Genomic DNA, 25,937 nt, shown 5'->3' with positions numbered 1-25,937 from the left:
CTGCCTCGTGGCCTCGGTGCGCCGTGACGCTACGTCACGACTGCCGCCGGTGCGCGTGCCGCTTGGGCCGAGCGCCCCGGGTGCGAATCACCGCGCCCCGGTCAGCCGGTGTCCGGCTCAGCCCCGCTCGGGCTGGACGATCTGGGCGCGCAGGGTGCCCAGCAGGTCGGCACTGTCGGCGACGGAGAGTCGGGTGAACACGCCGGTGGCGATGCTGCCGTGGTCCACCGACGTGCAGACCACCACGGCACTGCCGTCGGCGCTACCCACCGCGCACCGTTCGTGCCTGCCCCGCACGCCGGTGTCCACGCTCTCCGGGGCATCCAACGCGTACCGGTCGGTGAGCCGGCTGATCTCGGCTTCCGCGTCCGACTCCGGGCTCAGCCGGAAACCGGTGCCGCCGAAGACGGTCACCCGCTTGCCGTTCGTCGTGGCGTAGACGCCGGCGAACGTGTCCTCGGCCAGCCAGTGCTCCTTCCGTACCTCGTTCTCCAACTTCTGGGCGGCCTCGGTGCTGCGGCTGTCCTGCCGCAGGCTGAGGTCGTCCACCTGGACGGGCAGGGCCGCGCGCGCCGGGTACTGGGCCGAGATCGGGAACCCGTAGTAGGCGGGGCAGCCACAGCAGCAGGCCAGGGTGAGCAGCAGCAGCCACGGCCAGCGGCGTCGTCGGCGGGCCGGCGCCGGCCCGTACCCCTTGGGGGCCTGCCAACCGGGCGGCGTCGGCGGTGGCGCTGCGGATCGCCGACCTCGGCGCTGCTTGGGCACCTTCGGCGGCGCGGGTGGTGCGGGTGGCGACATCGGCCGGGCCGGCACCATGGGTCCGACGGCCCGGGGTGCGCTCGGGGCGGCCGGCGGTGGCACCGGGTGCGACCCGGCCGGGGAAACGGGCGGCCCGGACCACTGCCGGGTGTCCCGCGACGGGGCCGGAGGAGCGGGCGGCCCGGACCACTGCCGGGTGTCCGGCGGCGTCGGATACGACAGCGTGGGCGGCAGCGGGGGCAGTTCGGCGGAGGGCAGGTCCCAGCCGCCGGTGTCCACGCCGGCCCACGGGTCGACAGGGGTCTGGTGCTCCGGCGGCCCGACGGTCACCGGCGGGGGAGGGGTCGGCTCGGCCGACTCGCCCCAGGCGGTTCGGCGGGGCAGCGGCGGTGGCACCGGGGCCGAACCACTCCACCTGGGCGCCGGGACCTCAGCGGTCGCGGCAGGCTCCGGCTGGCCCGGGGCTTCAGGCTGGCCCGGGGCTTCAGGCTGGTCCGGGGGTTCCTGGTGGTCCGGGGGTTCCGGCTGATCCGAGGGTTCCTGGTGGTCCGAGGGTTCCGGCTGATCCGAGGGTTCCGGCTGGTCCGAGGGTACGGGTGGGGAGGTCGGCTCGTCGGCGACCGCCCGGTCCCGCTCCGGCTCCGCGCCCGGGGTGCTCCCGTCGGCCGGCCGTGCTCCCGGCTGGGGCTCCGGCATCGCGGCAATCTCCTCTCGCGCCGAACCGAGGTTAATACCGCGCCGCCACCACCGCCGATCGGGCGTGCGCGCGATCGCCGCCGAACGAACGCGTACCCTTGGGCATCATGAGTGCCCCGTCCACGACGCCGCGCGCGGCCGCGACCAACTCCGTGTGGTCCCAGCTCGAGCCGCTGCTACCCCAGATCTCCAAGCCCATCCAGTACGTCGGGGGCGAGTTGGGTGCGGTGACGAAGGACTGGGACTCGGCCACCGTGCGTTGGGCGCTGATGTATCCCGACGCCTACGAGGTGGGCCTGCCCAACCAGGGCGTGCAGATTCTCTACGAGGTGCTCAACGAGCTGCCCGACACCCTCGCCGAGCGGACGTACGCGGTCTGGCCGGACCTGGAGACGCTGATGCGCACGCATGGCGTGCCGCAGTTCACCGTCGACGCGCACCGGGCGGTGCGCGGATTCGACGTGTTCGGCATCTCCTTCTCCACCGAGCTGGGCTACACCAACATGCTCACCGCGATCGACCTGGCCGGCATCCCGATGCTGGCCGCCGACCGCACCGACGCCGACCCGGTGATCGTGGCCGGCGGGCACGCCGCGTTCAACCCTGAGCCGATCGCCGACTTCATCGACGCAGCGGTGCTCGGCGACGGCGAGGAAGCGGTCCTGGAGATCACCGCGATCGTCCGGGAGTGGAAGGCCGAGGGCTCCCCGGGCGGCCGCGACGAGCTGCTGCTGCGGCTGGCCCGCACCGAGAGCGTCTACGTGCCGCGCTTCTACGACGTCGACTACCTGCCGGACGGCCGGATCCAGCGGGTCGTACCGAACCGGGCTGACGTGCCGTTCCGGGTGCACAAGCGCACGACGATGGACCTGGACGCCTGGCCGTACCCGAAGAAGCCCCTCGTTCCGCTGGCCGAGACGGTGCACGAGCGGTACGCGGTGGAGATCTTCCGGGGCTGCACCCGGGGTTGCCGGTTCTGCCAGGCCGGGATGATCACCCGCCCGGTGCGGGAACGGTCGATCACCACTGTCGCGCAGATGGTCCGCGAGGGCCTGGAGTTCTCCGGCTTCAACGAGGTCGGCCTGCTGTCGCTCTCCTCGGCGGACCACTCCGAGATCGGCGACATGTGCTCGGGCCTCGCCCAGCAGTACGAGGGCACCAACGTCTCGCTGTCGCTGCCCTCGACCCGGGTGGACGCCTTCAACATCGACCTCGCGCAGGAGCTGTCCCGCAACGGGCGGCGTACCGGCCTGACCTTCGCCCCGGAGGGCGGGTCGGAGCGGATCCGCAAGGTCATCAACAAGATGGTGTCGAAGGAAGATCTGATCCGTACGGTCGTCACCGCGTACACCAACGGGTGGCGTCAGGTGAAGCTCTACTTCATGTGCGGCCTGCCCACCGAGACCGACGAGGACGTCCTCGAGATCGCCGAGATGGCCCACGAGGTGATCAGGGCCGGCCGGGCCGCGACCGGCTCCAAGGACATCCGCTGCACCGTTTCCATCGGCGGGTTCGTGCCGAAGCCGCACACCCCGTTCCAGTGGGCAGCGATGGACCGTCCGGAGGTCATCGACCACCGGCTCAAGATCCTCAAGCAGGCCATCAACGCGGACCGGTCGCTGGGCCGGGCCATCGGCTACCGCTACCACGACGGCGAGCCGTCGCTCATCGAAGGGCTGCTCTCCCGGGGTGACCGCCGGGTCGGCTCGGTCATCCGCAAGGTCTGGGAGAACGGCGGCCGGTTCGACGGGTGGAGCGAGCACTTCTCGTACCAGCGCTGGGTGGAGGCCGCGGCCGAGACGCTGCCCGCGTTCGGGGTGGACCTCGACTGGTACACCACCCGTCAGCGCGACGAGCTGGAGGTCCTGCCCTGGGACCACCTCGACTCGGGTCTGGACAAGGACTGGCTCTGGCAGGACTGGCAGGATTCGTTCAGCGAGTTCGAGCAGGACGACTGCCGGTGGACGCCCTGCTTCGACTGCGGCGTCTGCCCGTCGATGGACACGGAGATCCAGATCGGCCCCACCGGCAAGAAGCTTCTGCCGCTCACCCCGCTGGGTGGCAACGGCATGAAGGTCCCGTCGGGCCACTCGCACTCGCACTCGCACCCCTGACCGGGCTGCCTTCGGGCAGCGCCGGTCGGCGGTGACCCACCACCCTCCACATCAGACATGTCACGCCAACGGGTCCGCGTCTCGCGGGCCCGTTGGCGTTGTTCGGGCTCGGCCCGCGCGGTGGCCCGCACCGGACCTTCCGCGAGATCGGCAGCCATCTGTACCACGTGCTGGTGGCTGGGGCTGCCTCGACTAGGTCAGACTCGATACGCTGCGTCTGACATGGACCGACCCGGCGGGTCGGGGACGGGGGAGGAAACGCATGGGCAGCATCCCGCCGCCGAGCATCGGCGATCTGCAAGTCAGCGTCGAGGACCTGGACGCCGCCGCCACGTACGTCGAGCGGCTCAGGCAGTACATCGACGACACCATCAAGTACGAGATGGAACGCATCAAGACGCGGATGAAGGGCGACAGCAACAACGCCCAGACCGTCCCGAACGGCACTCCCTTCGGCGCGTACGAGGACGCCGTCATGCAGTGGCGGGCCCTGGAGACCTCCACGGCGAACATGGAAGCGCACCTCACGACGCTCTCCCAGAAGCTCGTCGCGCTGAAGGAGGGCACCGAGGAGATCGCCAAGGCGTTCCGCGACACCGAGGCGCGTAACGGCGCCAACGGCAAGGAGATCGAGCGGCTGCTGGAATCGGCGGCGCCGCCGCCCACTGCCAGCGGCGCACCCACCTACCCGTACACGGCCTGAGGGGGACGTCATGGCTGGAGGAACCTGGGAGCGGTGTGTCCGCGAGGTGACGCTCTCCGCGGACCCGGAAACGGTTGGATCGGTCGGAGCGGGCTGGAGCAACCTCTCGAGCGGCCTGCAACAACTGCGGGACGCGCTCGTCGGTCGATCGTTCGTCGGTCCGATCGCGACGGGCCAGGAGCGCCCGCACGTCGGCGGTCTGCCCGGGATGCTCGCCGGTTGGCAGGGCAGCGGTGGCGATGCGTACCGCGAGCACCTGGGCAAGATCGGCAAGCAGATCGAGGATCTCATCACCGACGCGACGAACGTCAGTGGCGCGTTGACGCGGATCGAGGGCGACATCCGCAAGTCGGTCTCCACGATCCCGATCCCCCTGATGGACGACTTCGGCTTCAACGAGTGGAGCCTGCCCAACGGCACCGAGCTCGACGATGCCCGCGACGGCGAGAGCTCGTCGGGGTTCCTCGCCGCGCTGCGCAAGGACTACCAGAACAACCCCGGCTCGTACGCCGACGGCGCGTTCCGTGACAAGGCCGACGACCTGGAAGCGACGATGAAGGTCGACGGCCAGGCCGGTGACCAGAAGCGGGGCGGCTGGTGGGACACCGGAGCCCACCTGGACAACTGGTACCGGGACAATCAGAACGCGGCGAACACCGCGATGGCGCCGCTGCCCCAGGCTGTCTATACGGAGCGCCCCAAGCTCACCGTCAACAGCCCGGATAAATCGGATATAGAGGACGATATTCGTCGGGACCCCCGGGTCCCGCCCTCGGGGCGACCCGACATCGGTGGTGGCGAATTCGGCGGGAAGCCCGACATCGGTGGTGGCGGCCCCACGATCGGCAGCAGGCCACCGACCATCGGCGACACGGGCGGTCCGACGTCCGCCGTCGACCCGTTCTCCCCGACCAAGCCCGGTGGGCTCGGCGATGGCTCGCCCACCGGCGGCACCGGTCAGTTCACACCCCCGTCGACGGGCTCCGGCTTGCCGGGCTACGCGGACGGTGACGCTGGCTACAGCAGCGGTCTGGCTGGCGCCACGCCGGGCGGGGTCGGCGGCCTGGGCGGCGGCATCGGCGGCGGCGGGGTCGGCAGCGCCGGTCTCGGTGGCGCCGGCGGTGGTTTCGGAGGCGGTGCCGGCGTCGGCTCGGCCGGCGGGATCGGCGGCGGCGCCGGTGGTGGCCTGGGCGGCGGTGCCGGGATCGGCGTGGGCGGCATCCCCGGCATGGTGGGTGGCGGCAACGGAAAGCTGCCGCCGATGACGAGCGCGGCGAACGCGTTGCGCACGGCCCAGGCCGCCGGCGGCGCCGGGATGGCGGGCGGCGCGCGTGGTGCCGGCGTCGGCGGTGCCGGAATGATGGGCGGCGGCATGATGGGCGGCGCGGGTGGCGCCGGGCAGGGTGGCGGCACCGGCTCCGAGCACTCGTCGTGGTTGACTGAGGATGACGATCCGTGGGGCCCTGGTGACGGTGCGTCCCCGGGTGTCCTTCGATGAGGATGGACGGATGAGGGTGAACGTCGCAGGCCTCCGGCCGGTAGTCGCCTGTCTGGTGGCGGGGTTCCTGGTGGTGGGGGCCGCTCAACCGGCGGTCGCCGCCCCCCGTCGGGCCGAGCAGTGGTATCTGGACGAGCTCCGGATCGACCAGGTGCACAAGATCTCGACCGGGCGGGGCGTGGTGGTGGCCGTGGTCGACACCGGCGTCGAGGCCAGCCACCCGGACCTGCGAGGTCAGGTGCTTCCCGGTGGACGCAGCTACGGCGCCTCCGGAGACGGCCGGGCCGATGAGGTCGGGCACGGGACGCACATGGCCGGCATCATCGCGGCGAAACCCAGCCGTGACGGGGTGGACGGCATCGCACCCGGCGCGAAGATCCTGCCCATCAAGATGCGCAAGGAGGACGGGGTCTACACCGACGCCGGGATTGCCCGGGGCATCCGGATGGCCGTCGACGGTGGGGCCAAAGTGATCAACGTGTCCATTGGTGGCCCCGGCTTCGCCAATCCCGTGCAGAAGAGCGCAATCCAGTACGCGTTGGACCGTGACGTCGTCCTGGTCGCCTCCGCTGGTAACACCGCCCAGGGCCGCACCACGGTGGGCAAGCCCGCCAACACCCCCGGTGTGATCGCGGTGACCGGGACGACCAAGGGCGGCGCGTTCTGGTCCGGCTCCGTCCAGGGGCCGGAGTCGGTGGTCGCCGCTCCCGGCGACAGCGTCTACAACGTCACCAACGAGGGGGGCTACGGCTGGGGTGACGGCACCTCCGACTCCGCTGCGATCGTCTCCGCTCTGGCCGCGTTGATCCGAGCCAAGTACCCGGACCTCAACGCTCCGAGCGTGATCAACCGGATCATCCGGACCGCGCGCGACGCGGGCCCGTCCGGGCGAGATCCGCAGTACGGCTTCGGGGTGATCGACCCGATCAAGGCGCTGACGGCCAACGTGCCACCGGTCACCGTCAACCCGCTGCTCGACCCGGCCGCGGCGGCGACCGACCCCGGTCCGGCCCGTGCCGAGGGCGCGGACGAGGAGTTCGACGTCACCCAGCACGGCGATCGCGGTGGCCCCACCGACCAGCAGGTCATGGTGATCGGCATCGGCATCGCCGTGGTGCTGGTGTTGCTGCTGGGTCTGGTGGTCTTCCTCATCTGGAACCGCCGCCGGTACCGGCGGGAGGCGGCCCGGGCGGCTGACATCCCGGACGAGGTGCTCGACCGGGCGGCCCAGGGCGCGTACCCGCCGCCTGACGCGAGTTACGCCCCACCGCCGGGCTACCCACCCCCGCCCGGTCATGCCCCTCCTACCGGATATGCCCCGCCTTCCGGTTACGCCCCGCCCTCGGGTTACACCCCGCCCTCGGGCTACGGCCCGCCGCCCGGCGGGACACCGCCCGCGCCGCCGAGAGAGCGGTAACCCGTCCCGATCAGGGTGGCCGGCTGGTGACCTCCGTGTCGCCGGCCGGCCATCGGCTTTCGCGCCGGGTGGTCACGACCCCGGCGACCGGTTGGTGACCGTCTGTCCGGCGGCTCGGCCGCCCCGGCTGCGTACCGTCACGAGCCCTGCGCCAGGATGGGCGGACACGCAGGTACACCCGAGGAGCCCACGATCGCCAGAAAGCCTCAACCCGAGGGCGGCCAGGCACCGGTCGTCCAGCGCGTCCGCATCCGGTACGCCAAGCGCGGGCCGCTGCGATTCACCTCGCACCGGGATTTCGCCCGGGCGTTCGAGCGCGCGCTACGCCGGGCCGCTGTGCCGGTCGCCTTCTCCCAGGGTTTTCACCCGCACCCGAAGATCTCTTATGCGAGCGCCGCGCCGACCGGGGTGGCGAGCGAGGCGGAGTACCTGGAAATCGCCCTTCAGGCGACCGTCGACCCGGAGGCGTTGCGCGCCGCGTTGGACGCCGCCCTCTCGCCGGGGCTGGACGTCCTGGACGCCGTGATCGCCGAAGGGGGCAACCTGCCGGACCGGATCGAGGCGTCGCACTGGCACATCGAGTTGCCTGAGGTCGACACCGCGGTGCTGCGCGCCGCGGTGGACGCCTTCGTCGCGGCCGAGGAGGTGCTGGTCGAGCGGATGACCAAGCAGGGCCGACGTACTTTCGACGCCCGAGCCGCCGTGATATCGATCGATGTCCAACTGCCTACGCCGACGCCTTCCGGGGCGCCGGCCGTACCGTGTGCGATACTCGAACTGGTCGTGCGGCAGGTCACCCCGTCCGTACGGCCCGATGACGTCCTTTCCGGCCTCCGCGTGGTGGCCGACCTGGAGCCGCCGGTTTCGCCGAGGGTGACACGGCTGGCTCAGGGCACGTTGACCGCGCAGGGTGCGATCGTGGATCCGTTGGATGCGGACCGCGACGGGGCAGCCATCGTTGGGCACTGACCGACGGTCGGTGTTCTGGCAGGCAGACTTCGGCGGTCGCGCACCACGCGCGCCCGGCGGAAACACTTTTGCGGCGACCCTGCGTGGCAGCGCTCACCCGCGCCCGGGCTAGCCAGAACTGGAGAACGTCCATGCTCGAGAACGAGCCCGAGGGCGGCGAACGGACCGGTTCACAGCCGGCCGGTGACACCGCCGACCAGAGCACCACGGCCGACGGCGCCGCCGTCGAGACCTCCACCACGGCTGTCGGTTCGGCCTCGGTGGAACCGGCCGGCGCGGAGAGCGCTCCCGCTGAGGCCGCCGAACCGGCCGCCCCGGTGCGGCGCACCCGGGCGACCCGTCGTCGGGCCGCCCCGCTCAACCAGCCGGAGCAGACCGACGCCCCGATCGAGGCGCCCACCGGTGGCGCCGGCAACGTCGAGTCGCCGCAGGCGGAGGTCTTCGCCCCGGTCTCCGGTGACCTGGACGTCGCACCGAAGACCCCCCGGCGCCGCCGCAAGGCCACCCCCGTCGAGACGACCGCCGAGGAGCCGCTGGTTGCCGCCTCTGCGGAGGCGGCCTCGGCCGAGGTGGTGCCGCCGGTCAAGGTGACCCGTACCCGGCGAAAGAAGGCCACGCCGGCGGCCGTCGAGGAGCCGCCCGCCGTCGAGCAGCCGGCCGCCGCCGACGAGCCGCTTGCGGTCGAGGAGCCGGTCGTCGAGGAGCCGGACATCGCTGAGGAGCCGGCGGAGTCCGACCTGCGCGAGGCCGAGGCCGAGTTGAACGACTCCCCGGCCCTCCCGAGCACGTCCGCCGCCGAGCTGGCCTGGAGTAGCGGTGCGCAGGACCGCTCCGGCGAGGTGCCACCGGGTGTGGCCGTCTCCGGTGTGACGGATGAGCCGAACGAGCCGGCCGAGATCGAGCCGGAGCAGCCGCGTACCCGTCGTCGACGCGCCGCGCTCTCCGCGCCCACAGTGCTGTTCATGGCACCCCAGCCGGACGCCGTGCCGGTGACCCGACCGGTGGAGCCCGCCGCGGCGACCGAGGAGCCGGCCGTCGAGGAGGCCGCCGAGCCGTCCCGCCGCCGTCGGCGTGGCCGCCGCGAGGTCGAGCCGGTGGAGCCGATCGAGGCCATCGAGGCCGAAGAGGAGCCGACCGACGAGGCCGACGAGGCCGCCGAGGCGGATGAGGACGACGAGGACAGCGCCGCCGCGCGTCGCCGCCGCCGGCGTGGTCGCCGGGGCCGGGGCCGGGGCAAGGGCGGGGCCGACGACGCCGAGGACGAGGAGTCCGAGGAGGCGGCGCAGGCCGACGAGGAAGAGACCGCCGAGGCAGAGGTCGAGGCTGACGAGGACGAGGAGTCCGAGGGCGGGGACGGTCTGACCCGTCGTCGTCGTCGCCGTCGTCGTCGGGGCGCCGGTGACACCGAGGGCGCGGCGGACGACGGTGTGCCGACCGTGGTGAAGATCCGCGAGCCGCGCCGGACCGTCGACGAGGTGCAGGGTGTGTCCGGCTCGACCCGGCTGGAGGCCAAGCGCCAGCGCCGCCGGGACGGTCGGGAGCAGCGCCGTACCCGCCCGCCGATCCTCAGCGAGTCGGAGTTCCTGGCGCGCCGGGAGGCCGTCGACCGGGTGATGGCGGTCCGCCAGCGCGGTGACCGTACCCAGATCGCCGTCCTGGAGGACGGCGTGCTGGTCGAGCACTACGTCACTCGCAACTCCTCCGGGACGATGGCCGGCAACGTGTACCTCGGCAAGGTGCAGAACGTGCTGCCGAGCATGGAGGCCGCGTTCGTCGACGTCGGTCGGGGCCGCAACGCCGTGCTGTACGCCGGTGAGGTCAACTGGGACACCTCCGGGCTGGAGGGGCGGGCCCGCTCGATCGAGCAGGCGCTGCGCTCCGGCGACTCGGTGCTGGTCCAGGTCACCAAGGACCCGATCGGGCACAAGGGCGCACGGCTGACCAGCCACATCGCGCTCTCGGGCCGGCACCTGGTCTACGTACCCAACGGCAACGCCTCGGGGATCAGCCGCAAGCTGCCGGACAACGAGCGCAAGCGGCTGCGGGACGTGCTCAAGAAGCTGGTCCCGGACGGCGCGGGCGTGATCGTCCGGACGGCAGCCGAGGGCGCCACCGAGGACGAGCTGGCCCGCGACGTCAAGCGGCTCCAGGCGCAGTGGGAGGACATCCAGGCCAAGGCCGCCGAGGGTGGCGCTCCAGCGCTGCTCTACGGAGAGCCAGACCTGGTCATCCGGGTTGTCCGGGACCTGTTCAACGAGGACTTCCGCGAGCTGGTGATCGAGGGCGAGCAGTCGTACGACGTCGTCGAGTCGTACCTGTCGCACGTCTCCCCGGACCTTGTCGACCGGGTGCGCCGGCACGTCGGCACGAGTGACGTCTTCGCCGAGTACCGGATCGACGAGCAGATCATCAAGGGCCTGGACCGCAAGGTCTTCCTGCCCTCCGGCGGCTCGCTGGTGATCGACCGCACCGAGGCGATGACTGTCGTCGACGTCAATACCGGCAAGTACACCGGCTCCGGGGGCAACCTGGAGGAGACGGTCACCCGCAACAACCTGGAGGCGGCGGAGGAGATCGTCCGTCAGCTCCGGCTGCGGGACATCGGCGGCATCGTCGTGATCGACTTCATCGACATGGTGCTGGAGTCGAACCGTGAGCTGGTGCTGCGCCGGCTCACCGAGTGCCTGGGCCGGGACCGCACCAAGCACCAGGTCACCGAGATCACGTCGCTCGGCCTGGTGCAGATGACCCGTAAGCGGATCGGCGCGGGCCTGCTGGAGGCGTTCAGCGAGACCTGCGAGTGCTGCAAGGGCCGGGGCGTCATCATCCACACCGAGCCGGTGCCGGAGAAGCCGCGTCCCGCCGGTGCGGGGGAGAAGGTCAAGGCTGTCGCCTCGGCGGTGGCTCCCGCTCCCGCTCCGGCGGCCGAGCAGGGTGCCACCTCGTCCCGCCGCAGGGCACGCAAGAACGCCCCGGCCGCGGCCGAGCGGACTGCTGTCGAGGTCGTCGACACCGACACCACGGCCGAGCCGGGCGCCGACTACCAGGACACCATGGGCTACGACCTGTCCCGCTACGAGTCGGACACCGCCGCCGCACCGGCGATCTCCGACGCTCAGCAGGGCGAGTCGGCCCGGCTGGCCGCGGCGGACGATCCGGACGCGCTCGCTGACGGTGAGGGCGACGAGGAGACCACCGAGGGCGGGGGCGGCCGTCGCCGGTCGCGTCGCGGTGGCGCACGTCGGCGGACCCGCCCCTGAGCGCCTGACCGGCCCCGTGTTTGACGAGGTCCCTCTCCCGGCAAAGTGACGGGGGAGGGACCTCGTCGTTGTGGCCACCCGGTCGTCGATCGGCCGTCCCAGGTCAGGAGAAGAAGATGCGCCGTCTGCTCGCCCTCACCGCGCTGCTCACCATGCTCTCCGTCGCGGCCGGCTGCTCCACCGGTGGGACCGCCGAGGGCGCTGGCTCGGCGGCCGCTGGCACCCCTCCCGGCCCGACCGGCAGGCCGGCCAGCGGTGGTGTGGCGGGCGGCAACGCCACCGAGGTCTGCGCCGCCGCGCAGGAGGCCAGCACGACCGCCGTCCGGACGTACGTGGGGGAGTTGGGTCGGATGCTCGCGGCGGTGGGCGCCGGGGACAGCCGTACGGCCGAGGCTGCCCGGGTACGGGCCGAGGCGGCGCTGGCGAAGTGGCGGACCGTACTGCGGGAGCAGTCGGAGCGGACCGACGATCCGCAGCTCAAGACGCTGCTCACCGACCTCGGCACCGAGGTTTCCGCTCTCGGTGCCGACGTCGAGTCGATCGACGAGACCGAACTCGACCGGCTCCAGCAGCGCCTCGACCAGCTCTGCGCGCGCTGACCAGGGCGGGCCGGTTTGGGGTCCGGGCTCGCGATGGCGTACTCTTGCCTGCGGCCCACCTTTGGTGTGCCGAGTTCCCGTGTGCCCGCGCCGCCGTGCACTGCTACCCGGCGAGCCGCTGCGGGAACGACCGCCAGCAGCCTCAACGACAGGGAGTCCGCCTCCGATGTACGCGATCGTCAAGACCGGCGGCAAGCAGTACAAGGTCGCCGAGGGCGACGTGATCGAGGTCGAGAAGCTCACCGGTGCCCCCGGTGACGCGGTGAAGCTCACCGCGGTGCTCCTCGTCGACGGTGACGACCTGGTGACCGACGCGGCGAAGCTTGCCGAGGTCGCGGTGTCCGGCGAAATCGCCGCGCACACCAAGGGCCCGAAGATCCGGATCCACAAGTTCAAGAACAAGACTGGCTACCACAAGCGCCAGGGTCACCGTCAGCCGTTGACCCAGGTCAAGGTGACCGGCATCTCCAGCGGGAAGTAGGTCGTCCTCCAATGGCTCACAAAAAGGGTGCGTCCAGCTCGCGTAACGGTCGTGACTCCGCGGCCCAGCGACTCGGCGTGAAGCGCTTCGGTGGTCAGGTCGTCAGCGCCGGTGAGATCATCATCCGGCAGCGTGGCACCAAGTTCCACCCCGGTGACCTGGTCGGCCGTGGCGGCGACGACACGCTGTTCGCGCTGTCCGCCGGTGCGGTCCTGTTCGGCACCAAGCGCGGTCGCAAGACCGTCAGCATCGTTCCGCAGCAGTAGTTCTCGGGCTAAGCGGGCCGCGGACCTCCGGGTCCCGGCCCGCTTAGCCTTTTTAGCGAAGTGCGAGGTTGGACCTCGCTGGAAGGATTGACGCCGTGGCAACGTTCGTTGACCGGGTCGTTCTGCATTTGCAGGCCGGCGATGGCGGGCACGGTTGTGCCTCGATCCACCGCGAGAAGTTCAAGCCCTTCGGTGGGCCGGACGGCGGCAACGGTGGGCACGGGGGCAGTGTGTCCCTGGTGGTCGACCCGCAGGTGACCACGTTGCTCGACTTCCACTTCCACCCGCACGTCAAGGCCGACAACGGCAAGGGCGGCGCCGGCTCGAACCGGGACGGGGCCAACGGCCACAACCTGGTGCTGAAGGTGCCCAACGGCACCGTGGTGCAGACCTCCGACGGCACCGTGCTGGCCGACATGGTCGGCGCCGGCACCACCTTCGAGGTCGCCCGCGGCGGGCGCGGCGGGCGGGGCAACGCCTCGCTGGCCAACGCCAAGCGCAAGGCCCCCGGCTTCGCCGAGCTGGGGGAGCCCGGCGACCAACTCGACATCGTGCTGGAGCTGAAGAGCGTCGCCGATGTGGGCCTGGTGGGCTTCCCGTCCGCCGGCAAGTCGTCGCTGATCTCGGTGATCTCCGCCGCGAAGCCGAAGATCGCCGACTACCCGTTCACCACACTGGTGCCCAACCTCGGCGTGGTCCGGATGGACAACCACACCTTCACTGTCGCGGACGTGCCGGGCCTGATCCCTGGCGCTGCCACCGGTAAGGGTCTGGGCCTGGAGTTCCTGCGGCACATCGAGCGCTGCGCCGTGCTGGTGCACGTCATCGACTCGGCGACCCTGGAGCCCGGCCGAGACCCGGTGGCCGACATCGACGCCATCGAGGCCGAGCTGAGCCAGTACGGCGGCCTGACCGACCGTCCACGGCTGGTCGCCATCAACAAGATCGACGTGCCGGACGGCCGTGACCTCGCCGAGATCGTGCGCCCCGACCTGGAGGAGCGCGGTTACCAGGTGTTCGAGGTCTCCGCGGCCACCCGGGAGGGGCTCAAGGAGCTGACCTACGCGATGGCCGATCTGGTCGACGCAGAGCGTAAGGCCGCTCCGCCCGCCGAGCCGACCCGGATCGTCATCCGCCCGATCGCCGTGGACGACGATGGTTTCACCATCACGGCCGAGGCGGACGGCTCGTTCACGGTGCGCGGTGTCCGGCCGGAGCGCTGGGTCAAGCAGACCAACTTCGACAACGACGAGGCGGTCGGCTACCTGGCTGACCGGCTGGCCCGGCTCGGGGTGGAGGACAAGCTGGCCAAGGCCGGCGCGCAGCCCGGTGATCTGGTCCGGATCGGTGTGCGCGAGTTCGACTGGCAGCCGACGCTCTTCGCCGGTGTGGACTTCAAACCCGGCAACCGGGGCACCGACGTCCGCCTGGAGGAGAAGTCGAACCGGGCCTCCGCCGCGGATCGACTCGCCGCCCGGAAGGCTCGCCGGGTGCGCTCGGCCGACGATCTGGGCGCGGACGCGTCCGACGACGACATCGACGACGAGGACGACGCCGAGTAGTTCGTTGCGCTCCGTGGTGGGGTTGATTTCCGGAAACCTCCCAGAAATCCACGCGTCCTAGCGTGGGGTGATGCTGATCGAGTCCCGGCCTGCCACCGATCCGGAGATCGCCGCCCTGGTCATTGCGCAGCAGCGTGAGCTGCGCGAGGCCGATGGCGGGTTGGACGGGCAGGTCTTCGTCCCCCATGACGACGTCCGCTACCTGGCGGCGGTGGTGAACGGTCGGGCGGTCGCCTGCGGGGGCCTCCAGGCGCTCGATGCCGAGACCGGCGAGGTCAAGCGGATGTACGTCCGGCCCGCGTACCGGGGGCGGGGGATCGGTCGTCAGTTGCTCGCCGCGCTGGAGGAGTGCGCGTTCCGGCAGGGGCACTCGGTGGTCTGCCTGGAGACGGGCACCTACCTGCCGGCCGCTATCGCCTTGTACACGGCGTGTGGCTACCAGCAGATCCCCGTCTACGGCGAGTACGTGGGCAACGCGTACAGCGTCTGTTTCGCCAAGCGGTTGCCGGTCGCGGCCTGACGGTCGCCTCGCCGCTGCCGCGTCGCCTTCTCAGGCGCCGGTGCTGGCGTGCTCGACGGTCACCGGCTTCGACTCCGGCGAGGCGTGTTGGCGCAGCACGATGCTCAGCAGGATCAGCGCGCCGACCGCGAGAAACTCGCTCTGCCAGTTCTGCATGGACTGGAACCAGAAGTCGCTGGTGCCGAGGAACTCCCACACCCCGATCGGCGGTGTCCCACTCTGGAGCGCCTGCTCCTGGTTGTAGGCGGCGGTGCCGCCGAGCAGGTGACCGACGAACGAACCGGCGAAGATCAGCAGCAGCGCGAGGGAGAGGCTGTTCCGGTAGATCACCAGCGGCAGGCCGCCGACGCGTACCGGCCAGGGTGACTGCGGGGTCGCCCGGCGCTCGTCGTCCTCCGGTCGGTCGGTCTGGTCCATCGGCTTCGACTCGGCCGAGCCCCGCTGCACCAGGTACGCGGTGAGCAGCACGTATCCGCCCATCTGGAGGAACTCGGACTCCCAGTTCTCGAAGACCGCCTCGGCGAAGTGCCCAGTGGTCAGGTACGCCGGCCAGCTCAGCGGCGCGGCCCCGAACTCGGTCAGCTCCTCGTTGTGGGTCTGCCAGCCGAAGACGCTCTGCAACACCAGGAAGACCAGGAACGCTCCCAGCATGGCGACGGCCAGGGCGTTGTCACGCAGCCAACGAGGCATGGTCGCACCTCCTTCGCCGGTCGACTTACCCCTGCGGGCGTGACCGCGAAACCACAAAAGTCCAGTTCAGTGCCGGTCGGCGGGGTTGTCCAGGCGTCCGCCGGTGCCGGCCTGGTTCGACAGCAGCAGCCCGAGCGCGAGCATCCCGAAGCCGAGCGCGAGGTGCAGCCAGTTGTCGGCGTCGTTGACCGGCAGGATGTTCGCCCCGCCCTCCGGGTTGACCGCCTCGATCGCCAGGCCGTACAGCCAGAGGGCGAGGTAGATCGCGCCACCGGCGGCCAGGAAGACGCGGGCACCGGCGACGCTGCGGGCCAGCACCAGGCCGACCAGCCCGAAGAGCAGGTGCACCACGTTGTGCAGGATCGACACCTGGAACAGCCCGAGCAGGTGGGCGTCCGAGTGGTGCCCGGCGAACCGCAGCTCGCCGTAGTCGGTGGTGATGCCGGGGATGAAGCCGAGGACGCCGATCAGCAGGAAGACCCCGGCCACGACCAGTGCGGCCAGCTGGACCCGGGGTCGAGGACCGGCCGCTCGGCCGCCCCGTGCGCCTCGTGCCATCGCTGCCCCCTCCGTGGATCTACCGGCCTCGCGAACCTCACTGTCCGCAGCGGCGACGTGACGCAGCCCGACGATCCTCCATTGTGAAGACCAACCGGTGGGCCGCGCAGATAAATGCACGAAGAGGTATGGAAGCCGAAACGCAGGGTAGGTGAATGGTCAGCGGCGGCGGCAACGCGCCGCATCCCCCCAGCACAACCGCTACGACTTTCTGAGCGGAAGGGAAATCATGACTTACGATCTTTCACCTACGTCTTCCACGTACGGGCAGCAGTCGACCAACGGCGGTGGCGTCCGCGACCAGGCGCGCCAGGTCGGGTCGGAGGCCGCGCAGGCTGGTGGCGCTGTCGCCCAGACCGCCAAGGAGCAGGGCACCGAGGTCGGCCGTGAGGCGGCCCGGCAGGCCCGCAACCTGTACGGCGAGGCCCGCAGCCAGCTCGCCAGCCAGACCGGTGAGCAGCAGCGCCGAGCCGCCGGTGGGCTGCGTTCGCTGGCCGACGAGATGCGTTCGATGGCCGAGCAGGGTGGTCAGGCCGGCCCGGTGACCGAGCTGGCCCGCCAGGCCGCCGACCGGGTGCAGGGTGTCGCCGGTTGGCTTGAGCAGCGCGAGCCCGGCGACCTGATCACCGAGGTACGCGACTACGCGCGGCGTAACCCGGGCACCTTCCTGGTCGGCGCGGCGGTGCTCGGTGTGTTGGCCGGCCGGCTGACCCGTGGCATCTCGGCCGGCGGCGACGACGCCGGCAACGGGTCCTCGACCTTCCGGGGCTCCGGGGCGTACGACCCGGAGCAGACCGCAGTGATCCCGACGCAGCCGCCGGCGCCCCGCGCGGTGCCGGACGCCGTTCCGCCGGGCGGCTACCTCGACCCGACCCCCGGTACGCACACCCCGCCGACGTCCGGTGGCTACACCGACCAGACGCCCGGCACCTACGCCGACCCGGCGTCCGGCGGCTCCTCCGAGCCGGGCCGGGGCGACTACCCGGAGCACTCCGGCACCGGCCAGCCGCTGCCGCCGGTGACCCAGACCGACCCGCTGCCGGGCGTGCCGTCCAGCGGCAGCCCCCGCCCGTGAGCCGCGTAGTCATCCGAAGGGAGGCGACGGCATGAGCATGCCGACGCAGGGGTCCGGACTGGACTCCGGTTACCACCCTGACGCGGGTGCCCCGCACACCGCGTCGGAGGTGAAGGGCAGCTCGCTGGGTGACCTGATGCGTCAGGTCACCACCGACCTGTCGACGCTGATGCGTCAGGAGGTCGAGCTGGCCAAGGCCGAGATCCGGCAGGAGGGCAAGAAGGCCGGCAAGGCCGCGGGCCTTTTCGGCGGTGCCGGCTTCGGCGGATACATGGTGGCCCTCTTCGTGTCCATCGCCATCTGGCAGTTCCTGGACAACGTCATGGACTCCGGTCTGGCCGCGCTGATCGTGGCCGTGATCTGGGCCGTGGTCGCCGCGGTCCTCTACTCGATGGCCAAGAAGAACGCCCAGCACGTACGCGGGCTCAAGCAGACCAACGACAGCGTGCAGCGGATCCCCGACGCGCTCAAGCCGCACCCGGAGGGAGTAACCCGATGAGCACCGATCCCGATCAGATCCGCCGGGAGATCGAAGCCACCCGTAACAGCCTCAGCTCCGATGTGGACGCGCTGGCGTACAAGGTCAGCCCCAGCCGCATCGTCGACGACCGCAAGCAGCGGGCCCGTTCCGCTCTGCAGAATGTGAGGGACAAGGTCATGGGAACCGCGTCTGACCTCGGCCACGGCACCGGCCAGGCCGCCCACTCGGTGGGTGACCGCGCCTCGTCGGCGGCCTCCAGCGTCAGCGACGCCGCGCACTCGGCGGCGACCACCGTCAGCGACGCCGCGCACAGCGCGCCGCGGGTGATCCGGCAGAAGTCCCAGGGCAACCCTCTCGCCGCCGGCCTGATCGCGTTCGGGGTCGGCTGGCTGGCCTCGTCGCTGATCCCGGCCTCCCGCCGCGAGCAGCAGGCCGCCACCCAGGTGAAGGCCAAGGTCAGCGAGCACAGCGGGGCCGTGAAGGAGAAGCTGGGCGAGGTGGCCAGCGAGCTGCGCGAGCCGGCCCAGCAGGCCGCCGATTCGGTGAAGTCCACCGCTCAGGACGCCGTGCACGCGGTCAAGGACGACACGAAGTCCGCCGCCCACCAGGTCAAGGACCACGCAACTCCCTGACCCACCCCAACCCAGCGCGACAGCTCGCGGTCACCCTCGGGTGCCCGCGAGCTGTCGCGTTCGACTCAGCGCCGATCTTGCGATTTCGGCCGGAGTTCTGTGGGGCTACCGGCGGTTTTGTCCCGACCGAAAGTGCAAGATCGCGGGGAGGCGTGGGTTGCGCGGGGCGGGGTTGGCAGCTCGGCGGATGCGGGTGTCGCCGTAGCGGACGCCGCCCAGCAGGAGGCGTTGGGCGACCGCCAGCCAGCCGCACAGCCCGCGTTCCAGCAGCCAGAGTGGGGCGGCCAGCGCCGTGGCCGGCGGGAACACCCGGGTGCCCCCGGCGCGGCGGCGACCCGTCTCGGCCAGGGCGACGACACCGGCCGCCGCGCCGAGCAGCAGCCTGGGGCGGCGCGACGCGACCGCCGCCGCCAGGGCCGGCAGCACCGCGAGCGCGGTCAGCAGACGAGCTGGCTGAGCCAGATCGTCGTACGCCTGACGGACCCGTTGACCACGGAAATGCGCGGCGTCCGGAGGCAGCCGGCGGACGTAGAGCCAGGCCGGGGCGGCCTCGGTGCCGCCGTACCCGCGCACAGTGCGGATCAGCTCCAGGTTCTCGAAGAGCACGTCCGGGTCGTAGCCGCCCATCGCGAGGAAGGTGCTGCGCCGCACGGCAAGGGTGCCCGGGTAGTCCGCCCCGAGCGCCCGGTTGAGCAGCGTGCGGCCGGTGTCCCACCAGGCGTGCCAGGGCAGCGGGTCGAAGTAGTTCTGCGGTCGCACCAGGTCGGCCCGGCCCAGCAGCCGGTGTACCGCGCTCAGCGCGGACTCGTCGTACCGGACGTCGTCGTCGGCGATCACCACGTGCTCGTGGCCGGCCGCGCGGACGCCGGTGTGAACGCCGAGCACCTTGCCGTTGAGCCCACGCTCGCTCGGAGCCGGTGAAAGGTGCCGGACCAGCCCTCGCCACGCCTCGGCGTGCCGGGCGAAGAGGTGCGGAGGTGAGCCGTCGACCACGAGCACCTCCACCCGGTGACCCAGCCAGCGCAGGTAGTCGGTCAGCTCGGTCAGGCCGGTGTCGGTGTGCCAGCGCAGCGGCAGCACGTACGTCATCGGTAGGCGGACCGGCGACGTGCCGGCGCCCTCGCGCTCGACCTCCCACCGGCGGATGGCGTCTTCAGTAGCGCTGAACGAGGACATGGCAACTCCGTGGCGGCCAGGGTCGCGGTCGGTGTCCAGCAGCATCTGCCCGCATTTCCGTCGATCAAACAGCGGGTCGTTTCGACTGGCGGACGCCGGGTAGCGCTGCCTAAGAGCTGTCCATGCCCGGTTGTCCGGGTGGAGGAGAGAGACGTGATGACCAACAACGGAACCAGGTGGGCGCTGCTCGGTGTCACCGCGGCGACGGCGGTCGGCGTGGGACGGGCGGTGGCCCGCCGTCGGCATCGGCATCAGCCCGAGCGGCAGGACGGTTGGTACGTGGTGCGTCGCGGGGTGACAGTGGACCGGTCCCGGGACGAGGTGATCGGTTTCTGGACCGACCGCGAACGGCTGGACCGCGCGCTGGCCGGGTGGGCCACGTTGCAGCAGCTCGACGAGCGGCGTTGGCGGTGCGTGGCCCGCGACCGGGCCGGCGGGGACACGCAGTGGCAGGCCGAGGTCACCGTCGAGGGGGCGGGCACCCTGCGGTGGCGGGTCGAGGACGGGCAGGTGCCGCAGATGGGACGGATCGAGCTGACCGAAGCCCCCCAGGGCCGGGGCACGGAGATCCGGGCCGAGTTGCGCTACCGCTCCGGTCCGGTGCGGCGGTTGGCCGGCCTGGTCGGCGGTGACGAGCCGGACCTGGCGTTGCGGGACGCGCTGCGGCGGGTGAAGGCGCTCATCGAGTGTGGCCAGGTGGTCGACACCCGGGACGACCCGTCCGGCCGGAGCCCCGCCCAGGAGAAGGCGACCGACACGGTGCGGGAGAAGCTGATGACGGGAGGACGGGCGTGAGGGCGCTCTGCTGGGAAGGCGTCGGCAAGCTGGCGGTCCGGGACGTGCCGGAGCCCCAGATCCGCGCCGAGGGGGACATCCTCGTCCGCGTCCGGGCCAGCAGCGTCTGCGGCTCCGACCTGCACCTGATCAACGGGTACCTGCCGGCGATGCGGGAGGGGGACATCCTCGGCCACGAGTTCATGGGCGAGGTGGTGGAGACCGGGCCCGGCGTACGGCGGCACCGGGTCGGCGACCGGGTGGTGGTGGGGTCGGTGGTCGCCTGCGGTGGCTGTTGGTACTGCCGGACCGAGCAGTACTCGCTCTGCGACAACTCCAATCCGCAACCGGTGTTCACCGAGAAGCTGTGGGGGCACTCGCCGGCCGGCATCCTGGGCTACTCGCATGCCGCCGGCGGTTACGCCGGATCACACGCCGAGTACATCCGGGTGCCGTTCGGCGACATCGGCGCCTTCGCCGTACCCGACGGGGTGCCGGACGATTCGGTGGTGTTCGCCTCCGACGCGATGCCCACCGGGTGGATGGCGGCGGACTTCTGCGGGCTCACCGGCGGCGAGGTGGTTGCCGTCTGGGGTGCCGGTGGAGTCGGTCAGATGGCGGCCCGTTCGGCGCAACTCCTGGGCGCCGAGCGGGTCATCATGATCGACCGATTCCCGGATCGGCTCAAGACCGCCACCGAACGGATCGGGGTCGAGACGATCAACTACGCGGAGACCGACGTGCTGGAGGCGCTGCGTGAGCTGACCGCCGGGCGCGGGCCGGACGCCTGCATCGAGGCCGTCGGGATGGAGTCGCACGACGTCGGACCGGCCTACGCGTACGACCGGGTGAAGCAGGCGGCGCGGTTGCAGACCGATCGCCCGACCTCGGTCCGCCAGGCGATCATGGCGTGCCGCAAGGGCGGCACGGTGAGCATCGTCGGTGTGTACGCCGGTCTGGTCGACAAGTTTCCGCTCGGCGCGGCAATGAACAAGGCCCTGGTGCTGCGGATGGGGCAGATGCACGCGCAGCGCTACATCCCGATGTTGCTCGACCGGCTGGCCGCCGGCGAGATCGACCCCGGTTATCTGGCCACCCACCCGCTCTCGTTGGAGCAGGGCGCCCAGGGGTACGAGCTGTTCGAGAAGAAGGAGGACGGCTGTCTGCGCAGCGTCCTGCATCCCTGACGGTTGGGCGTACCCGCCCCGCCGGTCGCTGGGATCGACGGGGCGGGGTCAGCCGGCGCGGCGCACGTTGGTGATGGTCAGCCCGACGGGCGGCAGCGCTGGCATCCGGTGCAGATCCAGGGCCAGGTTCTGGACGGGAACGTCGTAGCGCATGGTGGTGACGAGGTTGGTGACCGCCCGCTTCATCAGGTCGATGGTGATCCACTCACCGGCGCAGCGGTGCCCGGCCCAGTGGTCGCCGCCGCCCTGCGGGATCAACTCGAACGGGTCCACCCGGCGGTCGGCGAACCGCTCCGGGCGGAACAGCTCCGGTTGCGGCCAGAGCGTCGGGTGGTGGTTGGTGCCGTACAGGTCGAGCAGCACCCGCCGGCCGCGCGGAAAGTGGTGGCCCTGCCAGTCGAACGACCGCCGGACCCGGGCCGCAGCGATCGGGAAGAACGGGTAGTAGCGGCGAACCTCCTGGACGAAGTGCTCGGTGGCCTCGTCGTCGTCACGGACCCGTTCCCGCCAGGCCGGATGGTCGTGCAGGGCGAGCGCGGCGAAGGTCATGTACTGATCGACGGCGACCACCGGGCGCAGCACGTTGAGCAACTCCACAGCCGCGATCCGCCCGGGGAGGAGCGTGCCGAGCCCGTCCCGGTGTTCGGCGATCACGGCGAGGGCGCTACCGGCCGGTGCCGGAGCGAAACCGACCCGGGTCCGTTCGATGAGGTCGGCGAGCCAGCGTTCGGCGCGGTACCGGGACAGCCGTCCCCGCCAGTGCCGGGGTCCCAGCACGGCCGGCGCCTCGATCATGGCGTGCAGCTCGACGGCGCGGCGTTCGACCTGCGACGCGGGCAGCGGCACCCCGGCCCAGGTGCAGACCACCCGGGTCAGCATTCGGCCCAGCTCGTCATAGAGCGACACCGGGCCGGCGCCCTCCCACGCGGCGACCCGGGTCCGCCACTCGTCGTCGAAGAGCTGACCGAGCCGTTGGATCGCCGCCGGTGTCATGATCGACATGAACATGGCCTTGCGGTCGGAGTGCTCCGGCCCGTCCAGCCCCTGCACCCCGCCCCGCCCGGTCAGGGTTCGCTGCACGCGCAGCGGCATCGCTGTGGCGCGTTGGAAGCGGTCGTTGTCGTAGAACAGTTCCGCCGCCGGCCGGCCGCGCAGGCAGATGGTCGGGGCGAGCAGGATCCGGGTCTTGAAGACGTCGCTGCCGTACCGCTCGCAGCGCTCGCCGATGAACCGGTAACCGGCGCGGAGCAGCGCGAGGGTGCTGTCCGGGCTGCGGTCGGCCGGCATGGTCGCCATCGGGTCTCCTCACGCGCAGGTGCGGCTGGTCGCCGTTTGCCGGTGCGCTTACCCCCGTCCACGCCGCTGAACCCCGCCCGGCTGGCCCCTCCCAGGGGCGGCGGAACCTGGTTTGCTGCTGGTGGGACGAGCACGGGGAGGGCGAATGCGCGACAACAGATCGCCGCACTGGCGGCAGCGGCGAGCGGCCGGGGCACTCGGCGCAGGCCGCGACGGGCGGTCACTGATCGGGCCGCCGCGGCGGCCCACCCGGCCGCACCGGTTCTTCACAGTGCACCTGGGCTTCACCGCGCCCGGCCCGGCCGAAGCCCGCGAGCTGGCCGTGGCGTACGCGGAGGCACTGAGCCTGCTCCGCTCGGAGGTGGCACTCGGTGCGGCGGCCCTGTCACCGGCGGACGCCTGGCAGCGGGCCGAGCGGCTGTTCTGCGGCGCTGTCGGTCCGGACGGCGAACTTTGCGTCGACGTGGCCGACCATCCGGGCTTCCACCACGCCCCGGGCCCGGGTGGCCTCGGCTGGGGCGACGGCGACGGCCCCGGCGATGGCTGACCCCCAGCCCCGGATTGCCGATCCGGGGGTGTGCCGGCCGACCCGCCAGCGTGGCCGTGCCGGTGTCCCGACCACGGGCACCGGCACGGCGATCCACCACCGACGGGTCGGCGGGCACTGTCAGTCCAGGTCGAACTCGCCGTCCTGCGCGCCGGCCACGAAGGCGTCCCACTCGGCCTGGGTGAAGACCAGCACCGGGCCGTTCGGCTCGGCCGAGTTGCGCATCCCGATCAGGTCGTCGACGAAGGCGACCTCGACGGCGCTGTCGGAGGTGTCCCCCTCGGCCCGCTGCCAGACCGCCCGAGAGAGGTCGAAGTCGCCCTTGGGGTGCTGCGCCATGGTTCTTTCCTCCAGTGCCGAGGGTCGTGTGGTGACCGGGTGCCGATCCCCATCGGGCAGGATAAGCGGATGCCGAGCCTGACCCGTGTAGAGGCGACCGCGCGTGGCGCGGCGATTACTGTCGAGTCCTATCAGGTGGACCTCGACCTGACCGGTGACGGTGACCTGTTCCGCTCCCGCGCCGAGATCCGGTTCCGGGCCACCGCCGGCGCCGCGACCTTCGTCGAGGTCACGCCCGCCAAACTGCGTGGCGTACGCCTCAACGACCGCGACCTGGACCCCGGCCTGCTCACCGACAACCGGCTGCCGCTCGACGACCTGGCCGAGGAGAACACGCTCGTCGTCGAGGCCGAGATGGCGTACTCCAAGACAGGGGAGGGGATGCACCGCTTCGTGGACCCGGCCGACGGCGAGACCTACCTCTACGCCGAGTCCTTCCTCGACAACGCGCCGCGCATCTTCGCCGCCTTCGACCAGCCCGACCTCAAGGCCCCCTTCACCCTCTCGGTCACCGCGCCGCCGCAGTGGATCGTCGCCGGCAACGCCGAGCTGGCCGCCAACCCGGTCCCCGGGCGCTGGGAGTTCGCCCCGAGCGAGCCCCTGGCCACATACTTCTTCTCGCTGATCGCCGGGCCGTACCACGTTCGGCGGGCCGAGCACGACGGCATACCGCTGGGCATCTACTGCCGCCGGTCGCTCGCCGATCACCTGGACGCCGACGCCGAGGAGATCTTCACCATCACGCGGCAGTGCCTGGACCGGTTCCACCAGCTCTTCACCGAACGCTACCCGTTCGGCAAGTACGACCAGGCGTTCGTGCCCGAGTTCAACGCCGGCGCGATGGAGAACCCGGGCCTGGTCACCTTCCGCGATGACTACGTGTTCCGTTCGGCGGTCACCGACACCCAGCGCGAGCAGCGGGCGGGCACCATCGCCCACGAGATGGCCCACATGTGGTTCGGTGACCTGGTCACCATGCGCTGGTGGGACGACCTGTGGTTGAACGAGTCCTTCGCCGAGTACCTCGGCACCCGGGTCACCGCCGAGGCGACCCGCTTCGACCAGGCCTGGACCACCTTCGCCATGCGGCGCAAGGCCTGGGGCTACGCCGCCGACCAGCGGCCCTCCACCCACCCGATCGCCCCACAGGAGGTCGTCGACGCCGAGGCGGGCCTGCTCAACTTCGACGGCATCTCGTACGCCAAGGGCGCCAGCGTGCTGCGGCAGCTTGTCGCGTGGCTCGGCGACGAGGCATTTCTCGCCGGCCTGAACGCGCACTTCGCCGCACACCGCTTCGGCAACGCCACCCTCGCCGACCTGTTGGCCAGCCTCTCCGCCAGCAGCGGGCGGGACCTGTCCGACTGGGCCGAGCTGTGGTTGCGCCGCCCGCAGGTCAACACGCTGCGTGCCGAGGTCGCCGTCGACGCCGACGGTCGCTACACCGAGGTGGCAGTGGTGCAGACCGCGCCCGAGTCTCACCCGGTGCTGCGCCCACACCGGATCGGCGTGGGCCGCTACTCGACTGACGGCATCGGGCGGCGGGACGAGGTGGACATCGACCCGAACGCCGACGGAGGCCGCACCGTGCTCGGTGCGTTGACCGGCGAGCCGGCGGCCCGATTGTTGCTGCTCAACGACGGTGACCTCACCTTCGCGAAGGTACGCCTCGACCCGGCGTCGGTGGACGCCGTCCCGCAGATGCTGCCCGGTCTGACCGACCCGCTGGCGCGAGCGGTGCTCTGGCGCGAGGCACTGGACGCGGCGACCGACGGCGAGCGCCCGGTCACCGGCCTGGTCGACCTGATGGCCGCCGCGCTGCCCGCCGAGACCGAGGTGATCATCGCGGAGGACGTGTTGACACTCAGCCGGTCCTTGGTCGACCGCTACCTCGACCCGCTGACCCGCTCCACGGCGCTGGCCAGGGTCGCCGGGGCATGCCAGCAGTTGCTCGACGGCGCGCCGGCCGGGGAGTCGTTGCAGCTCGCCGCCGCACGGGGTTGGATCGCCGCGACCACCGACGCGGATCTGCTCGTCGGTTGGCTCGCCGGCCGGGACGTGCCGGCCGGTCTGAAGGTCGACGCGGAGTTGCGCTGGGCGGTGCTGCGCCGCCTGGTGGTGCTGGGGGCCGCCGGCGAGGCGGAGATCGCCATCGAGGCCGCCGCCGACAACAGCTCCACGGGCGCGGAACGGGCCGCCCACTGTCGGGCGGCGCTGCCCGACCCGGTGGCGAAGCAGGCGACCTGGGAGATCATCCTGCGGGACACCGCGCTGTCCGGTCGGCTGCTGGAGGCGATCGCCGAGGGGTTCTGGCAACCCGAGCAGGCCGACCTGACCGCCG

At 71.6% G+C, this 25,937-nt stretch carries 24 protein-coding genes; 18 read left to right on the top strand and 6 right to left on the bottom strand.

Annotated features, from left to right (window positions below; translation table 11 throughout):
• Positions 1 to 117 precede the first annotated feature (117 nt).
• Positions 118 to 1,155: a hypothetical protein gene (locus NIE111_RS15825; RefSeq protein ID WP_238685125.1), complete on the bottom strand. Its 1,038-nt coding sequence runs from the start codon at positions 1,153 to 1,155 to the stop codon at positions 118 to 120.
• A 407-nt stretch (positions 1,156 to 1,562) separates the two neighbouring features.
• On the opposite strand from NIE111_RS15825, the gene NIE111_RS15820 reads away from it, so the two are divergent.
• The 11 genes from NIE111_RS15820 (at position 1,563) to NIE111_RS15770 (ending at position 14,844) form a co-directional block, all read left to right on the top strand.
• Positions 1,563 to 3,569: a TIGR03960 family B12-binding radical SAM protein gene (locus NIE111_RS15820; protein ID WP_238685124.1), complete on the top strand. Its 2,007-nt coding sequence runs from the start codon at positions 1,563 to 1,565 to the stop codon at positions 3,567 to 3,569.
• Positions 3,570 to 3,831: 262 nt separating this feature from the next.
• On the top strand, positions 3,832 to 4,272 hold the full coding sequence (locus tag NIE111_RS15815) for a hypothetical protein (RefSeq protein ID WP_238685123.1): 441 nt from the start codon (positions 3,832 to 3,834) through the stop codon (positions 4,270 to 4,272).
• A 10-nt stretch (positions 4,273 to 4,282) separates the two neighbouring features.
• On the top strand, positions 4,283 to 5,770 hold the full coding sequence (locus NIE111_RS15810) for a WXG100 family type VII secretion target (RefSeq protein WP_238685122.1): 1,488 nt from the start codon (positions 4,283 to 4,285) through the stop codon (positions 5,768 to 5,770).
• A 10-nt stretch (positions 5,771 to 5,780) separates the two neighbouring features.
• Positions 5,781 to 7,187, top strand: coding sequence for a type VII secretion-associated serine protease mycosin (gene mycP, locus NIE111_RS15805; RefSeq protein ID WP_238685121.1), 1,407 nt, complete (start codon positions 5,781 to 5,783; stop codon positions 7,185 to 7,187).
• Between the two features lie 156 nt (positions 7,188 to 7,343).
• Complete coding sequence (locus tag NIE111_RS15800) at positions 7,344 to 8,156, top strand: TIGR03936 family radical SAM-associated protein (protein WP_266304630.1); 813 nt, start codon at positions 7,344 to 7,346, stop codon at positions 8,154 to 8,156.
• Between the two features lie 131 nt (positions 8,157 to 8,287).
• Entirely contained in the window at positions 8,288 to 11,416 is a 3,129-nt protein-coding gene (locus NIE111_RS15795) for an Rne/Rng family ribonuclease (protein WP_238685120.1), read from the top strand.
• 116 nt (positions 11,417 to 11,532) lie between these two features.
• Positions 11,533 to 12,015: a hypothetical protein gene (locus NIE111_RS15790; RefSeq protein WP_238685119.1), complete on the top strand. Its 483-nt coding sequence runs from the start codon at positions 11,533 to 11,535 to the stop codon at positions 12,013 to 12,015.
• Between the two features lie 166 nt (positions 12,016 to 12,181).
• Positions 12,182 to 12,496, top strand: a complete 315-nt coding sequence (gene rplU, locus NIE111_RS15785; protein ID WP_007464063.1) for a 50S ribosomal protein L21 — start codon at positions 12,182 to 12,184, stop codon at positions 12,494 to 12,496.
• Positions 12,497 to 12,507: 11 nt separating this feature from the next.
• On the top strand, positions 12,508 to 12,762 hold the full coding sequence (rpmA, locus tag NIE111_RS15780) for a 50S ribosomal protein L27 (RefSeq protein WP_007464062.1): 255 nt from the start codon (positions 12,508 to 12,510) through the stop codon (positions 12,760 to 12,762).
• Positions 12,763 to 12,857: 95 nt separating this feature from the next.
• Positions 12,858 to 14,324 carry a GTPase ObgE gene (gene obgE, locus NIE111_RS15775; RefSeq protein ID WP_238685118.1) on the top strand — a complete coding sequence of 489 codons (1,467 nt, stop codon included), beginning with the start codon at positions 12,858 to 12,860 and terminating at the stop codon, positions 14,322 to 14,324.
• A 70-nt stretch (positions 14,325 to 14,394) separates the two neighbouring features.
• On the top strand, positions 14,395 to 14,844 hold the full coding sequence (locus NIE111_RS15770) for a GNAT family N-acetyltransferase (protein WP_238685117.1): 450 nt from the start codon (positions 14,395 to 14,397) through the stop codon (positions 14,842 to 14,844).
• Between the two features lie 30 nt (positions 14,845 to 14,874).
• On the opposite strand, the gene NIE111_RS15765 is transcribed toward NIE111_RS15770, so the two are convergent.
• Positions 14,875 to 15,534, bottom strand: coding sequence for a DUF6766 family protein (locus tag NIE111_RS15765; protein WP_238685116.1), 660 nt, complete (start codon positions 15,532 to 15,534; stop codon positions 14,875 to 14,877).
• A gap of 66 nt (positions 15,535 to 15,600) precedes the next feature.
• Positions 15,601 to 16,092, bottom strand: a complete 492-nt coding sequence (locus NIE111_RS15760; protein WP_238685115.1) for a DUF4383 domain-containing protein — start codon at positions 16,090 to 16,092, stop codon at positions 15,601 to 15,603.
• Positions 16,093 to 16,321: 229 nt separating this feature from the next.
• On the opposite strand from NIE111_RS15760, the gene NIE111_RS15755 reads away from it, so the two are divergent.
• From NIE111_RS15755 to NIE111_RS15745, 3 genes are read left to right on the top strand one after another with little or no spacing between them, the layout of a single operon-like run.
• Complete coding sequence (locus tag NIE111_RS15755) at positions 16,322 to 17,167, top strand: hypothetical protein (protein WP_238685114.1); 846 nt, start codon at positions 16,322 to 16,324, stop codon at positions 17,165 to 17,167.
• A gap of 31 nt (positions 17,168 to 17,198) precedes the next feature.
• On the top strand, positions 17,199 to 17,666 hold the full coding sequence (locus tag NIE111_RS15750) for a phage holin family protein (protein WP_238678469.1): 468 nt from the start codon (positions 17,199 to 17,201) through the stop codon (positions 17,664 to 17,666).
• Positions 17,663 to 18,280, top strand: a complete 618-nt coding sequence (locus NIE111_RS15745; RefSeq protein WP_238685113.1) for a DUF3618 domain-containing protein — start codon at positions 17,663 to 17,665, stop codon at positions 18,278 to 18,280. The genes NIE111_RS15750 and NIE111_RS15745 overlap by 4 nt, the downstream gene beginning before the upstream one ends.
• Positions 18,281 to 18,385: 105 nt before the next feature.
• Here NIE111_RS15745 and NIE111_RS15740 read toward each other — a convergent pair whose 3' ends face one another.
• Positions 18,386 to 19,456, bottom strand: a complete 1,071-nt coding sequence (locus NIE111_RS15740) for a glycosyltransferase family 2 protein (RefSeq protein WP_238685112.1) — start codon at positions 19,454 to 19,456, stop codon at positions 18,386 to 18,388.
• 156 nt (positions 19,457 to 19,612) lie between these two features.
• Between NIE111_RS15740 and NIE111_RS15735 the strand changes: the two genes are divergently transcribed.
• Together NIE111_RS15735 and NIE111_RS15730 are read left to right on the top strand one after the other, a co-directional pair.
• Positions 19,613 to 20,251 (top strand): SRPBCC family protein, encoded by a 639-nt coding sequence (locus tag NIE111_RS15735; protein ID WP_238685111.1) that lies wholly within the window; start codon positions 19,613 to 19,615, stop codon positions 20,249 to 20,251.
• Positions 20,248 to 21,417, top strand: a complete 1,170-nt coding sequence (locus NIE111_RS15730) for a zinc-dependent alcohol dehydrogenase (protein WP_238685110.1) — start codon at positions 20,248 to 20,250, stop codon at positions 21,415 to 21,417. Before NIE111_RS15735 ends, NIE111_RS15730 begins: the two co-directional genes overlap by 4 nt.
• A 48-nt stretch (positions 21,418 to 21,465) precedes the next feature.
• On the opposite strand, the gene NIE111_RS15725 is transcribed toward NIE111_RS15730, so the two are convergent.
• The gene (locus tag NIE111_RS15725; RefSeq protein ID WP_238685109.1) at positions 21,466 to 22,713 is read right to left on the bottom strand and encodes a cytochrome P450; all 1,248 of its coding nucleotides are present in this window, start codon (positions 22,711 to 22,713) and stop codon (positions 21,466 to 21,468) included.
• A gap of 145 nt (positions 22,714 to 22,858) precedes the next feature.
• On the opposite strand from NIE111_RS15725, the gene NIE111_RS15720 reads away from it, so the two are divergent.
• Positions 22,859 to 23,260, top strand: coding sequence for a hypothetical protein (locus NIE111_RS15720; RefSeq protein WP_238685108.1), 402 nt, complete (start codon positions 22,859 to 22,861; stop codon positions 23,258 to 23,260).
• Between the two features lie 120 nt (positions 23,261 to 23,380).
• Here the strand turns inward: NIE111_RS15720 and NIE111_RS15715 are convergent, their stop codons facing one another.
• Positions 23,381 to 23,599, bottom strand: coding sequence for a DUF397 domain-containing protein (locus tag NIE111_RS15715; protein ID WP_124817462.1), 219 nt, complete (start codon positions 23,597 to 23,599; stop codon positions 23,381 to 23,383).
• A gap of 69 nt (positions 23,600 to 23,668) precedes the next feature.
• Here NIE111_RS15715 and pepN point away from each other — a divergent pair.
• Positions 23,669 to 25,937: aminopeptidase N (pepN, locus tag NIE111_RS15710; RefSeq protein ID WP_238685107.1), on the top strand; the 2,269-nt coding region annotated here is incomplete at its 3' end.

The sequence above is a fragment of the Micromonospora hortensis genome (assembly GCF_022230935.1).
GTDB classification, from domain to species: Bacteria; Actinomycetota; Actinomycetes; order Mycobacteriales; family Micromonosporaceae; genus Micromonospora; species Micromonospora hortensis.
Note: the sequence above shows the minus strand (reverse complement) of the source record. Positions and strands in the feature narration are given on the sequence as shown.